Below are 13,779 nucleotides of genomic sequence, written 5' to 3' on the forward strand. Positions count from 1 at the left end.
TTACTCCTCTACGCTACTATCGCTGCGACCGGTGATCACACGTTCACTTTCCTTCAATCCAGAGAGCACCTGAACATTAGCGTTATCAAAGGCTCCTATCGTGATTTTACGTTTTTCTGCTTTGCCATTATGCAAGACACTCACTTCATATTGCGTAGAAGATAAAGATTGAGCTGAAGACGTATATTGGTGAGAAGATATCTCCAAAGCTGAAATTGGGATCATCAATACATTATGCAGAGTCTGAAGCTCTATTTTTACTTGGGCAGTCATCTGCAAACGCAAAATATGTTTGGGATTAGGTAATTCAAAGCGGGCATAGTAGAAAATAGCGTTATTTACAGCTTGCGGTGTTGGTAAAATATCTTTCAGGACGCTGTGAAATTGCCTTCCTGGTGCCCCTAAAATGGTAAATGAGACTTTCTGTCCGGGCTCTAAATTGATGACATCAGCCTCCGATACTTCTGCATTAACAATCATGGTATCGAGATTTGCAAGTGTCAGGATGGTCGGTGCTTGCTGTGCAGCAATCACGGTTTGTCCTTGGAATGTTTTAATATCTGTCACAATGCCCTCTATTGGGGCAGTAATTCTGGTATATTGCAAATTCGTTTTTGCCGTATCAAGTTTGGCCTTATTTTGCTTAATTTGTGCTGTCAAGTCGTCAGTTCTGGCAGCCTTAGACTGCATATCTGTTATGCTGGAGTCCAATTCTTGATGGGATGTTAAATGTAGTTTAAACAAATGCTTCAGGCGGTTTACTTTGAGCTGCGCAAGTTTTAATTCAGCCTGCGCCCCACGGAGGTTAGCCTCCAGTGATTTTGCTGTTTCCTGAATTTCCTCCACAGCATTCTTTGCTGTCTGTGGATCAATCAATGCCAGTAATTGGCCTTGTTTAACCTTATCCCCCAATTTCACATAGAGCTCTTTCAACTGACCACTAACCTGAGCCCCTACGTCAACTTTACTGACCGCATCCAATTTACCCACCGCCAGAACATTTCTTCCAAAATCTCCCTTTATCACTGCACTGGTCTGATATGTGATAGGCTTTGGCAGATAGAAAAAATAGCACCATACAGAGACAATAGCTATGAGAACAAGCCCAGCTCCAATCCTGCGATACTTGGTAGAAAGAAGTTTCATCAACAAATACCCACCATTAAAATATGCTATCTAATTACTTCACTTGCACTTTACTGTAAAAAACATAAACAAACCCTATCAACGGGATATTTCTGATAAGAAAACTTGCGGATATCCGCTCAGAACCAACCCACAAGGGACGTAAATTACGCAAACGGGTTGTATGATACCCTCCAATCTGTTTTTCACTGAATGGTAGAATAATTTGTAAATCACGTTTTCTTGCAGAGTTTTCATCCCTAGAGTGATAAAAATCAAACTCATTAAAACGATAGAGTTCCGGTTTAGGTGATAATCGGTTTATCTCCTACATTCCCCCTTTTCTATATCGGATTTACTTAATTTTATTTATCACTCCTATTCTATGGGAGATTAAAAAGTGCGTTGAGTTTCAGTATGTTTCCCTTTATCCTACTTGTTATTTCAATGTAAATTTTTTCTCTGTATATTTATTGCCCTTTTCGTCTCGTTTTCGTTATTAAGATCAGATAAGAAATGTTTTTTATTGGATAAGGATGTGGATCATGTACTCAGGATTATTAATTATTCTCCTGCCTTTGGCTCTGGGCTACGTTATTCATCTGAATAATAAATCGACGCTAACCCTCGTTCATCAGCTACTCAATGTCATGGTTTATATCATTCTCATTCTGATGGGGATCAGCCTTGCGATGCTAGAAAACCTGGGCGATCATTTACTTTCCATCTTGCTGTATGCAACAACATTTTTCCTGTGCATTTTTATAATTAATATGCTAATGCTTTTCCTCTTGGATAAACGAGATCCGTGGATTATTAATACACATAAACAGGAAAAACCCCCTTCCCGATTACATATGGCTCTGGATTCTGTCAAATTATGCGGTGCATTAGTATTGGGATTTCTGATTGGATTAACAGGCTGGTCAGTGTTTCATTTTTCCAACCGAGCTAGCGAAATTGCCTTGATTTTTTTACTCTTTCTAGTTGGAATTCAACTGCGCAATAACGGTATGAGCTTAAAGCAAACACTGTTGAATCGTCGTGGTACGATTATCGCTATCGTGGTTGCCATTAGTTCTCTGTTAGGTGGTGTACTGGCTGCATTTTTACTGGGATTACCGACTAAAACTGGCCTTGCCATTGCATCAGGATACGGTTGGTATTCCCTCTCCGGTATTTTAATTTCCGACGCTTACGGGCCTGTGCTTGGTAGCACTGCATTTTTCAATGACTTAGCTCGTGAATTGGCGTCCATTATGCTTATTCCCATGCTAATAAATCGCTACCGTTCAACCGCATTAGGTTTAACAGGAGCAGCCTCAATTGACTTTACCTTACCAATCTTACAACGCTGTGGTGGTGTCAATATCGTACCGACAGCCATCGTTCATGGTTTTATATTGAGCTTACTAACTCCTTTGTTCATCGCATTGTTTACCCAATAAATGGTTTACGCATAAAAAGTAATCCTAGATTAGTATATAAATTGAATAAAAAAATTTTTAATATAAAAATTAAGCTATATAGCTAATAAAAAGAGTGAAAGAAGATCTGAAAAATGTCGGAAAATTGATTAGTTAACTTATTAATTCGATTAAAATAACAATTTTATGCAGATATCATTGCATAATTATTCTTATGGGATTAATATCGCACCAATCAATTAACTATTCATATTTTTCACATGAGCATTCAATTAAAAAACGTAAATTGTTTCTATGGCTCACATCAGGCTCTCTTCGATATCAATTTTGAATGTGATTCGGGAGAAACTGTTGTGTTGCTGGGGCCTAGTGGGGCTGGAAAGAGTTCTTTGCTGCGTGTGTTGAATTTACTGGAGATGCCTCGTTCTGGGTTACTCAATGTGGTAACGCACCAATTTGATTTCAAACAACAACCTAACCACAAAGAAATTCTCGCATTGCGCCAAAAAGTTGGCATGGTCTTTCAACAATATAATCTATGGCCACACTTAACCGTGATGGATAATTTAATTGAAGCACCTTGTCGAGTATTACAGCAATCCAAACAACAAGCACGGGAAAAAGCGGCAAAACTCCTTTCCCGACTTCGTTTGGACCAATTCACCAACCGTTTTCCACTGCACCTTTCCGGTGGACAACAACAACGGGTTGCCATTGCACGTGCATTAATGATGGAACCTCAGGTTCTATTGTTTGATGAACCCACTGCTGCACTCGATCCCGAAATCACTTCCCAAGTCATTGATATTATAAAAGAGCTAGCAGGAACTGGTATCACTCAGGTTATAGTGACTCATGAAGTGGAATTTGCTCGCAAAACATCAAGTCAAGTTGTATACATGGAACAGGGACGCATTATCGAAAAAGGTGACGCTACACATTTTATGCATCCTCAAACAAAAGCCTTTGCTCACTATTTATCACACTGAAATTTATCACACTGAAACATCATATTGGATCTATAAACTCGATAGATTTCAAGCTACTACCCCCCTGTAAAATAGCAGCTTGAAAGATGAAGTGGATATATCGATAATCGATTACAAAACAAACATCAAAGCAGTTATCAACCATAAAGTTCATAAACAACAGGATATTGCTATGAAGAAATTATTGTTTGCGGCCTTATTAAGTGCAGTGACCTTGTCAGCAACCGCAACGGAGAAATCAACTCTCCGTTTTGCGACGGAAGCAACTTACCCTCCATTTGAATTTATTGATGCAAACAATAAGATTCAAGGATTCGACGTCGATTTGGCGAATGCCATATGTGCAAAGCTCAACGCAGAATGTACATTCACCAACCAAGCTTTCGATAGCCTCATTCCCAGCTTAAAATTCCGTCGTTTTGATGTTTTGATGGCGGGTATCGACATCACTCCAGATCGCCAAAAACAAGTTGATTTTACCCAAACTTATTATGATAACTCTGCCATTTTCGTTGCTACCAAAGGGAAGTTTGCTCAAGTTGCCTACCTCAAAGGTAAGCAAGTAGGTACCCAGAATGGCACTACACACCAGAAGTATTTGATGGAGCAACATAAGGAGCTGAAGACCGTGCCTTATGACAGCTATCAAAATGCAATCCTCGATTTAAAAAATGGTCGAATTGATGCGTTGTTCGGTGATACTGCCGTCGTCAATGAATGGCTAAAAAAGAATAAAGAATTAAGCACGGTTGGCGATAAGGTGACAGACAAAAACTACTTTGGTATCGGTTTAGGTATTGCAGTTCGCAAAGGTAATACTGAGTTGCTGGATAAACTGAACAAAGCACTAATGGAAGTTAAACAAGACGGTACTTACGACACCATCTACAAAAAATGGTTTAAACAATAAACTCAATCCTAATGAATGAACTTCACTCTTTAATCAGTGCCGCCGGAGTCACCGTCGGCCTTGCCGTTTCTTCTCTTGTCGTCGGTTTAGTTCTGGCAATGTTTTTGGCTGCATGGGAATCCATTCGCTGGAAACCTATTGCTTTTTTGGGCTCCTGCTGGGTTACCTTGATCCGAGGATTACCTGAAATTTTAGTTGTTCTCTTCATCTATTTTGGCAGTTCACAATTCCTCATTACGCTGTCTGAAGGTTTTGATATCAATCTTATTGTCTGGCGTTTTAAAATACAGATAGAAATTGACAACTTTGATGTCAGCCCTTTCCTGTGCGGCGTTATTGCCCTGTCTCTGCTCTATTCTGCTTATGCTTCACAAACGCTACGGGGGGCATTAAAAGCGGTTCCGCTAGGGCAATGGGAAGCTAGCCAGGCGCTGGGGTTAAGTCAAAGTCGCATCTTTTTTCGCTTGATTATGCCTCAAATGTGGCGCCATGCCCTGCCAGGGCTTGGTAATCAATGGCTGGTTTTATTAAAAGATACTGCATTGGTTTCATTAATCAGCGTTAATGATCTGATGTTACAAACAAAAAGTATTGCAACCCGAACTCAGGAACCGTTCACATGGTATATGATTGTTGCTATGATCTATCTGATAATCACCCTAGTCAGCCAATTTATTCTCAAACAGCTTGAAATACGCGCCACTCATTTTGAACGGAGTGCTTCATGATGTTTGAATATATCAAAGAAATTTTACCTGGCTTACAAACCAGCCTTAGTTTGACTTTCTCAGCATTGCTGGCTGCATTTATACTATCTATTGTCTTGACCATGATCCTGACAATGAAATTGCCTGTGATCTCTCAATTGGTAAAAAGCTATATCACACTATTTACCGGAACCCCACTCCTCGTTCAGTTTTTCTTGATTTACTACGGACCAGGGCAATTTCCATCGCTCAAAGAATATCCTTGGTTATGGCAACTTATATCAGAACCGTGGCTATGTGCAATGGTCACACTTACATTGAATAGTGCAGCTTACTCAACCCAGCTATTTTACGGTGCTGTCAAAGCAATTCCTGTCGGACAATGGCAATCTTGTCAGGCTCTCGGTATGTCCAAAGCGCACTCTATGCGCATTCTGCTACCTTATGCTTTTAAGCGAGCGCTCTCTTCCTATTCCAATGAAATTGTGCTGATTTTCAAGAGCACTTCACTAGCCAGTACCATCACATTATTAGACATCATGGGATATAGTCAGCTTCAATTTGGGCGTAGTTATGATGCAACGGTATTTATTGCCGCGGGTATTATTTACCTCTGCATAAATGGTCTTTTGACACTGTTGATGCGTATAATTGAACACCGAGCCTTATCATTTGAACAGCGCAATTAATCAGCATCCACACTCAATTATCTGATTTCACTATTCCTGCCCGTGATAACTCATCGTTATCACGGAATAACCAAGATATAAAGTTATTAGTTTACATTAAGAACTAGCAGTACCAATGTTTCATAATGTTCGGTATGAGGAAACATATCGAATAATTGCACTTTTTCTATTCGATATTGTTTAAGCATAGTGATATCTTTTGCCATCGTCTGAGCATTACAGCTCGAATAAAGCACATATTTAGGTGCCATCCGACTAAGGTATTCACATAGCTCTTTACCAATTCCTCTCCGAGGAGGGTTTACCAGCACTAACTCAGGTAGTTGTGATTTATCAAGAGCAAAATGAGTGGAATCCAGTGCCTGAAAATCCACCTGCTCCAGACCCAGAATTTTGGCAGAACTTTTAGCACAACTAATCGCTTCAGCACTGATCTCAATTCCCGTCAGTCGGGTCTCTTTATTTGCACAATGCAAACCGAAACCGCCAGCACCGCAAAACAGATCCCACATATTGCTGATGTTCAATTCCCTAACCCAACGCCCCGCTGTTGCATACAACTCTGAGGCAATATCTGGATTTGTCTGGAAAAAACTACGCGGGCGGATGTACAGCGGAATGCCGTTAAAAGTTTCCTGCAACATCTTACGTTCGGTAAAAATGATTTCCTTCTCACCTTCCAGGATCGCCATATGGGTTGGCTGAATATTAGCGGAAATCACTGTTGCTTGTGGCAATTGTTCCTTCAGCCAAGGCAAAGCCCGCTCTAATTGAGCCAGCTTTGTTTCCGAACGCAAAACAAAACGCAGCATTATTTCACCATTAGCGCGACTTTCCGTCAGAAGAATATATTTTAATTCCCCTTTCCTACGTTCAACGTTGTACGGAACCAAGCCAGCTCTGCCAATAAATGTTTTTATGACTGCAAATACCATCTGAAAGTATTTTGGATACAGCTGACAGTCACAAAGATCCACCGTTCTGCCATCACGATGCAACATACCAAGCAATGGACGCTCAACACTGCCGCTTACTACCATCTTGGCTTTATTACGGAACTCACTTGTTTTGCTAGTTACTGGCGACAACCAATGTACTACTGATCCTTCCTGTAAAAGTTGCTTTAAATGTTTTTGTTTATCAAATAATTGCTGTGAATAGGACTTATCGAGCCACTGGCAGGAGTGACAATGCCCCGCGGTATACTGCGCACATTGCATCGTAAAAAAACCGTATCAAAAAAATATTAATGCAAAGTAAATGTTGATGTTTTCGTTGAAGTTAAGGATTCTTCATCTTCAACTTCCATCTCACTTTCTATATCATTATTGACATAGAGAAGACTATTGCTGTGAATTTCAAAAATCACATTCGCAATTTGTTCTTCACCTTGCTGCATAAAATTGGAGAATTGTTTGAAAGTCATTCCGGCAGCAATAGGGAAAGCCTGACAAACAATCAACTTAGGTAAGCTTTCATCCTGAACATCAATAAATGCCTTCACAGTAAGAGAACAAGCATTAATCTGGCTCAAATTAGCAACCAATGGAATTATCGCAGTTGGCCTGACTTCGGCCAAAGCAGAAAACAATACTACATCACCCAACAGATCGATCTTGGCATCAAACAAACCATCGATATTCTGCATATGAGGCAAATGCAAGACTGAGCCCGAATCATTCTCAAAATAAGAAATTTTGAGCTGTTCAAGCCACGTGCGCAAAATTGACAAATCGGGAATAACCATAGAATCCATCGAATTAACCTCATATGACCGAGAAGTTACACATGCTACCTAAGGGAACTCCCCAGCAAGTAGCCGCATGTACAATAATTAAACTATTTGTTTTTTTCATCATCAGTGACAATCTGATGGTTTTTATCCGCTTTCTTATGATCAATTCCCAAAAAGGAAAGATTATAGACTGCACGCCAGATAATATGGATAGCCGCTGGTATCAAACAGCCGATACCCAATAAAATCATAGCAATGTGTGCTTCTGTCGTCATTAATAAAGGTGAAAGAATTATACTATCAGTTATTGATAAGTAAGCCAGAACCAACATCCCCACACCCAATACTTCTAATAAAATGACTAAGTTAGGCATGTCAGCCAATGAGCGCATCTCTTTTAGTGGGTTCTTTTTCATTCTTTAATCTGTTTCGGCCTAAAAATAGACTTTCTGTTATTCAATAGATTTCTGTTACTGGGTAAGTCTATCATACCTGAATCCCGATTATTGATTGGACTGATTACAACAAAAGGTAATTCCCGCTTTTTTTTATTAATACTTACAGGCATAGTAACTCCAGATGACATTCTATGAAGTTCATGATCATTACCACTAAGGAGTTTGTATGTACACTGTCATTTTTGGCCGCCCTGGTTGTCCTTACTGCGTTCGTGCCAAAGAACTCGCTGAGAAACTTAAAAACGAGCGCGACGATTTTGATTATCGCTATGTCGATATATGGGCTGAAAACATCACCAAAAACGACTTATCAAAAACGGTGGGTAAACCTGTTGAGACTGTTCCCCAGATCTTCATTGACGAGAAACATATCGGTGGCTGTACAGATTTTGAAGCTTACTCTAAAGAAAATCTGAAACTGTACAAATAATCGAACCCAATAAAATAATTAGTTATAAAATCAGTCGTCAAAAAAAACCGCTATCCAGGCAGAAACCATTCCCCTGCTGGATAGCGGGCGCCTTAACCATATTAGCCTTCGAAAAAATTTCACCTTCTTGAAAAAAATTTTGCGATTTTTTCTCAAGGACGAGAACTTTCACATCATAATGCAGTCTTAATTATTGCCACTGCTTTTCTTTGATGTCCCCATATTGAGGAGCCCGATAGTCATCATCCACTTTGGTTAAAGACTATCGGGTTTTTTATTAGTCACGAATGACTTGCAAGATAGTGATTATCTTCCATTACTATTATGATCCCTATATTATTTACACATGCAACATCAACGAGCATTAAATAAAATTATGAATCAATGTAATCCGTTTTTTATGTAAAATAAAAATTGTTAACAACAAGTTGATAAAATAAAATCACCCTGTCTACGTAAATATCTCGCTTGTGAGGCTCACTTTGCTAGAACAACTTAACCACAATCTGTTTACTTTCATCAATGCAACCCCTGGTTCACCGCCAGCAATGATCTCGCTTGCCATCTTTATAGCGAAATATTGCGTACTTATTTATCCCATTACATTAGCCATTTGCTGGCTTTGGGGACAAGAAAGAGCCATTACATCTCAACGCACCGTTGTCAGTAAATCTTGCATTGCTTTTGCCTTTGGTATGGCAACTTCTTATATCATCGGGGTGATTGTTCCACATGCCCGACCATTTGTTGAAGGTTTTGGCTATAATTTTCTCTACCATGCTCCTACAGAATCTTTTCCTAGTAACCACGGCACAGCAGTCTTTACTTTCGCTCTGGCATTTATATTTTGGCATCGCATTTGGTCAGGTTTATGTCTGATAGCTATCGCCTGTGCTATTGCCTGGTCTCGTGTCTATGTGGGCGTTCACTGGCCAATCGATATGGTTGGAGCATTTTTAGTAAGCCTGTTGGGATGTGCTTTTTCCCAAATATTTTGGAACCAGTACGGAGAATATTTACAAAACAAATTGACCCGACTCTACCAATTCTTCTGCGCATTTTTTATCAAAAAAGGGTGGGTAAAGAATTAATCAAGTCTAATATATGCACCAGCCATATATATCCATATGGCTGGTGTAACTGATAACCATAAAAAAATCATGGCATTATTTTGTTCAGGAAATTTTTTAGCATTTATTCTATTCTTCATAGTAGCTTTAAATATCAGAACAAAATCCTTCGTTATATTTAACAACATATAACTACAAAATGATTACCATTACTTCATAAACACAGGATTAAAGAACAAATTTCATACACAACAATTGATCATCCTTAAAGCTCTTATTAAAGAGTGATCAATACTAAACACATTTTCAGTCAAAGACTGAACACTATATGCAACAAATTAAAAATTCCATTATTTATCATAGTGTTAATAAAAAAATATCACAAATAAAGATATATAAAGATAAAAATATTGGCACTTATAATTCAATTTCAGGTTATTCAAACACCAAGCAAGAAAGTATCATTAATATGTAAATATAATTAAGCAATAATCCAGATAGATATTGGAGTTTAAAATAAAAATAATGATACATTCTTTAATAAAATTTGCATTTTATTTTATTTAATATTTAGTCAACATTTAGACAAATATTTTTAACAATCTTCCTTCTCTATATAAATCTTGCAATTGCGAGAGTGATCACGGTACATTTCACTGAAAATAATTATATTTCCCCTACCAAAAGTCTGGGGTTAAGTTTTTTGGATGTAGTAATAAAAACGTTTAGATAAACACCAACACAATATCTGACAACTTATTATTCATATAAAATCCAACTCGCGCATTTAATTAATGTGCGGGTTTAGTAGTTTTTAAATTTTACTTTACCGCGTTATTTCGGAGATACTTATGGACACATCTCAAGCAGGTTCGATAGCATCCTCTGCTTCCAGCACAAGCAATCACACTACCTGGCGTAAATCAGACACAGTATGGATGCTGGGATTATATGGCACAGCGATTGGTGCCGGAGTTTTGTTTCTTCCCATCAATGCAGGTATTGGTGGTTTAATTCCACTCATTATTATGGCAATTCTTGCTCTTCCCATGACATTTTTTGCGCATCGTGGAATGTGCCGTTTTGTTTTATCTGGCAAAAGCAGTGGTGATGATATCACCGGCGTGGTAGAAGAACATTTTGGTAAAGTGGCTGGTTTTCTGATCACCGTTCTCTATTTTTTTGCTATTTATCCTATTCTGCTCGTGTACAGTGTTGCACTGACCAATACGGTAGAGAGCTTTCTTGTGCATCAGCTACAGATTGATGCCCCGCCACGTGCATTGCTAGCACTGGTATTGCTTCTTGGTGTAATGAGCATTATCCGTTTTGGTGAGAAAGCCATCGTTAAAGCTATGAGTGTATTAGTATTCCCATTCGTCACCGTTTTGATGCTGTTGGCCTTGTACTTAATTCCTCACTGGAACACTACCATTTTCGATAGCCTGTCACAGGACAGTGCCATGTCTGTCACAAGCAATAACGGCTTGCTATTTACCTTGTGGCTGGCAATCCCTGTTATGGTTTTCTCTTTTAACCATTCCCCAATCATCTCAGCATTCGCAGTTGCGAAACGTGAAGAATATGGTGAGCATGCAGAGAAAAAATGTTCACGCATTTTGGCCTATGCCCATATCATGATGGTGCTGACAGTCATGTTCTTTGTTTTCAGTTGCGTACTGAGCTTATCACCGGAAAACCTGGCAGAAGCAAAAGCACAGAACATCACTATTCTGTCCTATCTGGCTAACCACTTCCGTGTACCAACTATTGAATATATTGCTCCATGTATCGCTTTTATTGCCATTACCAAGTCTTTCCTCGGCCACTATCTGGGTGCCCGTGAAGGCTTTAACGGCATTGTGAACAAAGCAATGATGAACACGAGTGGCAAGACGATTCAGCACAAGACGCTGAATCGTATCACTAGTCTCTTTATGCTGGTCAGTGCTTGGATCGTCGCTACACTTAACCCAAGCATCCTGAACATCATTGAATCACTGGGTGGACCAATTATTGCGATGATCCTGTTTATCATGCCAATGTACGCAATCAAAAAAGTTCCAGCTATGCGCAAATATGCAGGTAAGCCAAGCAATATTTTTGTCATTGTCACCGGCTCAATTGCTATTTCAGCGGCAATTTACTCAGTTATGTAATCAAAAGCTTCTTTCGACAGTAGCATCTAAAAAATGCCAGTTATCAAAAAATCGACTGGCATTTTTTCATTTAGATGTTAACCGCTATATATTAACCGAAGATCGAGTTAAACCAGCCACTAACCGTTTTTACAACGAAATCCCATATACGTCCAAAGAAACCGCTTTCTTCCACTGCTTCTTTAACAACCAGTGTGCGCTGGTCAATGACTTTATCGTTTAGCAGAAAGTTCACTGTACCCACCACTTGGTTCTGAGCTAGTGGCGCCTCAAGCGAGGTATTATTCAGGGTAAAACTTGCTTTCAAATGACCTCCTTGTCCACGAGGAACTATCACGGAAGCATCTTTTTCCACTCCCAATGCGACTTCTGAACGAGTCCCATACCATACTTTCTCTGTCACTAAAGTATCACTGGCCTTCAACAGAGTCGCCGATTCATAAAAACGAAATCCCCATGACAAAAGTTTTTCACTGTCAGAAAAACGTACGCGATCACTAGGGGCACCCAATACCACTGAAATCAGACGCATTGGCCCTTCAGTTGCCGATGCAACAAGATTATAGCCTGCACCACTGGTATGTCCGGTTTTGATACCATCCACATTCATGTTTTTATTCCACAACAGGCGATTACGATTAGGCTGGCGGATATTGTTAAAAGTGAATTCTTTTTCTTTATTCAGGGCGTATTCTTCCGGCACATCACGGATCATGGCCTGACTCAAAAGCGCCATATCATGGGCAGTACTATACTGCTCTGCTGCATCCAAACCATGTACTGTTTTGAAATGAGTATTCGTCAATTTTAGTGTTTCTGAGTACTTATTCATCAAATCAACGAAAGCGTCCTGACTGCCTGCGACATAATCGGCAAGTGCAATACTGGCATCATTACCGGATTGGATAACAACACCGCGGTTCAGATCAATCACTTTAACCCTGTCACCAGGCTTCAAAAACATCAGCGATGAGCCCTTAAGTATTGGATTCCCAGTAGCCCAGGCATCTTTGCCAACAGTTACCATATCTTCTGTAGAAATTTTCCCTGACTTGATCGCTTGCCCTACGACATAGCTGGTCATTATCTTCGTCAAGCTGGCAGGATCTAACCGCTCATCCGCGTTATTTGAAGCCAGAATTTTTCCACTGACATAATCCATTAATACATAGGCTTTTGCATCAATTTCAGGTGCGGCGGGTTGTTCTATTGCATATACATTGATACTCGCCAACCAAAAAACACTTAGGCCAAAGGTAAAAGATTTAATTATCGGTATCTGCTGTCTTTTTTTCATTATTGCTCGCCCTTTTTCTCTGCTAAAACTCTATTAATATAGGATGTTATAAGAGAAGACTCCAACCCAATAACGTAAAGATTTTTCTGTCATTCAACTCGTTTTATTGCCATATTATCAATCGTTAAAAATAGACTGACATTAAGGAGAAAATGATGTTGACAATTTGGGGCCGTAAAAATTCATCAAACGTGAAAAAAGTGCTTTGGTGTCTGGAAGAACTGAATGTGCCATATCAGCAAATTGATGTTGGTGGTAAATTTGGCAAACTCAACGATCCTGAATACCTGCGTATGAACCCCAATGCAGTTATTCCTTGTTTGCAAGAAGACGATTTTATCTTATGGGAATCCAATGCAATTGTTCGTTACATTGCTGCAAAATATGGCAAAGACAGTCTTTACCCAGCCGATCTTCAAGAAAGAGCCAGTGTTGAAAAATGGATGGATTGGGTTGGTTGCAACTTCTTCCCTCCGATTAAACAATTTATGATCAACTTTGTCAGAACACCAGCAGATCAACGTGACCCTAAAATTATCGGCCAATTGTTAGCAGAAATTGAAAAATGGCTGAGAATTATCGATGACACTCTAAGTAATCAGCAATACCTTTCCGGTGATAAATTTGGTATGGCTGATATTGCTCTAGCTCCGCTGGCTTACTTATGGTTAAACGTAGAAATAGAGCGCCCATCCCTACCAAACTTAGAGCGCTGGTATCAATTGCTGATCGAAAGACCTGCTTTCAGAAAGATTGTTATGATAGAAATAAGCTGAGGTTTTA

Annotated in this window: 15 protein-coding genes; 9 read left to right on the top strand and 6 right to left on the bottom strand. The window is 39.4% G+C overall.

Translation table 11 applies throughout. The features are described from left to right. Positions 1-1,146: a macrolide transporter subunit MacA gene (macA, locus tag Xentx_RS00465; RefSeq protein ID WP_074018310.1), complete on the bottom strand. Its 1,146-nt coding sequence runs from the start codon at positions 1,144-1,146 to the stop codon at positions 1-3. A gap of 34 nt (positions 1,147-1,180) precedes the next feature. Next, a complete protein-coding gene (locus tag Xentx_RS18415) occupies positions 1,181-1,450 on the bottom strand; it encodes a DUF2813 domain-containing protein (RefSeq protein ID WP_083600834.1) in 270 nt (89 codons plus the stop codon). A 220-nt stretch (positions 1,451-1,670) separates the two neighbouring features. Here Xentx_RS18415 and Xentx_RS00475 point away from each other — a divergent pair, with 220 nt between their 5' ends. From Xentx_RS00475 to artM, 5 genes are all read left to right on the top strand, one after another. Further along, positions 1,671-2,573, top strand: a complete 903-nt coding sequence (locus tag Xentx_RS00475; RefSeq protein ID WP_074018311.1) for a LysO family transporter — start codon at positions 1,671-1,673, stop codon at positions 2,571-2,573. A 239-nt stretch (positions 2,574-2,812) separates the two neighbouring features. After that, positions 2,813-3,541, top strand: a complete 729-nt coding sequence (gene artP, locus Xentx_RS00480) for an arginine ABC transporter ATP-binding protein ArtP (protein WP_074018312.1) — start codon at positions 2,813-2,815, stop codon at positions 3,539-3,541. A gap of 172 nt (positions 3,542-3,713) precedes the next feature. Continuing rightward, positions 3,714-4,451, top strand: coding sequence for an arginine ABC transporter substrate-binding protein (gene artJ, locus Xentx_RS00485; RefSeq protein WP_074018496.1), 738 nt, complete (start codon positions 3,714-3,716; stop codon positions 4,449-4,451). An 11-nt stretch (positions 4,452-4,462) separates the two neighbouring features. Beyond that, positions 4,463-5,179: an arginine ABC transporter permease ArtQ gene (gene artQ, locus Xentx_RS00490; RefSeq protein ID WP_074018313.1), complete on the top strand. Its 717-nt coding sequence runs from the start codon at positions 4,463-4,465 to the stop codon at positions 5,177-5,179. Beyond that, positions 5,179-5,847 (top strand): arginine ABC transporter permease ArtM, encoded by a 669-nt coding sequence (artM, locus tag Xentx_RS00495; protein WP_074018497.1) that lies wholly within the window; start codon positions 5,179-5,181, stop codon positions 5,845-5,847. The genes artQ and artM overlap by 1 nt, the downstream gene beginning before the upstream one ends. 86 nt (positions 5,848-5,933) lie before the next feature. Here the strand turns inward: artM and rlmC are convergent, their stop codons facing one another. The 3 genes from rlmC to Xentx_RS00510 form a co-directional block, all read right to left on the bottom strand. Then, entirely contained in the window at positions 5,934-7,067 is a 1,134-nt protein-coding gene (rlmC, locus tag Xentx_RS00500) for a 23S rRNA (uracil(747)-C(5))-methyltransferase RlmC (protein ID WP_074018314.1), read from the bottom strand. A gap of 26 nt (positions 7,068-7,093) precedes the next feature. Continuing rightward, positions 7,094-7,603, bottom strand: a complete 510-nt coding sequence (locus Xentx_RS00505; RefSeq protein ID WP_074018315.1) for a type III secretion system chaperone family protein — start codon at positions 7,601-7,603, stop codon at positions 7,094-7,096. A gap of 83 nt (positions 7,604-7,686) precedes the next feature. Next, complete coding sequence (locus Xentx_RS00510) at positions 7,687-7,998, bottom strand: YbjC family protein (protein WP_074018316.1); 312 nt, start codon at positions 7,996-7,998, stop codon at positions 7,687-7,689. A gap of 208 nt (positions 7,999-8,206) precedes the next feature. Here Xentx_RS00510 and Xentx_RS00515 point away from each other — a divergent pair, with 208 nt between their 5' ends. The 3 genes from Xentx_RS00515 (at position 8,207) to Xentx_RS00525 (ending at position 11,699) form a co-directional block, all read left to right on the top strand. Continuing rightward, complete coding sequence (locus Xentx_RS00515; RefSeq protein WP_074018317.1) at positions 8,207-8,470, top strand: GrxA family glutaredoxin; 264 nt, start codon at positions 8,207-8,209, stop codon at positions 8,468-8,470. 482 nt (positions 8,471-8,952) lie between these two features. After that, on the top strand, positions 8,953-9,561 hold the full coding sequence (ybjG, locus tag Xentx_RS00520; RefSeq protein ID WP_074018318.1) for an undecaprenyl-diphosphate phosphatase: 609 nt from the start codon (positions 8,953-8,955) through the stop codon (positions 9,559-9,561). Positions 9,562-10,391: 830 nt separating this feature from the next. Continuing rightward, positions 10,392-11,699, top strand: a complete 1,308-nt coding sequence (locus Xentx_RS00525; protein WP_074018319.1) for an HAAAP family serine/threonine permease — start codon at positions 10,392-10,394, stop codon at positions 11,697-11,699. A 91-nt stretch (positions 11,700-11,790) separates the two neighbouring features. On the opposite strand, the gene Xentx_RS00530 is transcribed toward Xentx_RS00525, so the two are convergent. Beyond that, positions 11,791-12,996, bottom strand: coding sequence for a serine hydrolase (locus tag Xentx_RS00530; protein ID WP_074018320.1), 1,206 nt, complete (start codon positions 12,994-12,996; stop codon positions 11,791-11,793). 155 nt (positions 12,997-13,151) lie between these two features. On the opposite strand from Xentx_RS00530, the gene Xentx_RS00535 reads away from it, so the two are divergent. Continuing rightward, positions 13,152-13,772, top strand: coding sequence for a glutathione S-transferase family protein (locus Xentx_RS00535; RefSeq protein ID WP_074018321.1), 621 nt, complete (start codon positions 13,152-13,154; stop codon positions 13,770-13,772). Positions 13,773-13,779: the final 7 nt, after the last annotated feature.

The sequence above is a fragment of the Xenorhabdus thuongxuanensis genome, assembly GCF_001908095.1.
Classification (GTDB): domain Bacteria; phylum Pseudomonadota; class Gammaproteobacteria; order Enterobacterales; family Enterobacteriaceae; genus Xenorhabdus; species Xenorhabdus thuongxuanensis.

Bases quoted from the DNA above. Each gene is read 5' to 3' on its own strand.
- macA (WP_074018310.1), bottom strand. From the start codon at position 1,146: ATGAAACTTCTTTCTACCAAGTATCGCAGGATTGGAGCTGGGCTTGTT.
- Xentx_RS00475 (WP_074018311.1), top strand. From the start codon at position 1,671: ATGTACTCAGGATTATTAATTATTCTCCTGCCTTTGGCTCTGGGCTAC.
- artP (WP_074018312.1), top strand. From the start codon at position 2,813: ATGAGCATTCAATTAAAAAACGTAAATTGTTTCTATGGCTCACATCAG.
- artJ (WP_074018496.1), top strand. From the start codon at position 3,714: ATGAAGAAATTATTGTTTGCGGCCTTATTAAGTGCAGTGACCTTGTCA.
- artQ (WP_074018313.1), top strand. From the start codon at position 4,463: ATGAATGAACTTCACTCTTTAATCAGTGCCGCCGGAGTCACCGTCGGC.
- artM (WP_074018497.1), top strand. From the start codon at position 5,179: ATGTTTGAATATATCAAAGAAATTTTACCTGGCTTACAAACCAGCCTT.
- rlmC (WP_074018314.1), bottom strand. From the start codon at position 7,067: ATGCAATGTGCGCAGTATACCGCGGGGCATTGTCACTCCTGCCAGTGG.
- Xentx_RS00505 (WP_074018315.1), bottom strand. From the start codon at position 7,603: ATGGATTCTATGGTTATTCCCGATTTGTCAATTTTGCGCACGTGGCTT.
- Xentx_RS00510 (WP_074018316.1), bottom strand. From the start codon at position 7,998: ATGAAAAAGAACCCACTAAAAGAGATGCGCTCATTGGCTGACATGCCT.
- Xentx_RS00515 (WP_074018317.1), top strand. From the start codon at position 8,207: ATGTACACTGTCATTTTTGGCCGCCCTGGTTGTCCTTACTGCGTTCGT.
- Xentx_RS00525 (WP_074018319.1), top strand. From the start codon at position 10,392: ATGGACACATCTCAAGCAGGTTCGATAGCATCCTCTGCTTCCAGCACA.
- Xentx_RS00530 (WP_074018320.1), bottom strand. From the start codon at position 12,996: ATGAAAAAAAGACAGCAGATACCGATAATTAAATCTTTTACCTTTGGC.
- Xentx_RS00535 (WP_074018321.1), top strand. From the start codon at position 13,152: ATGTTGACAATTTGGGGCCGTAAAAATTCATCAAACGTGAAAAAAGTG.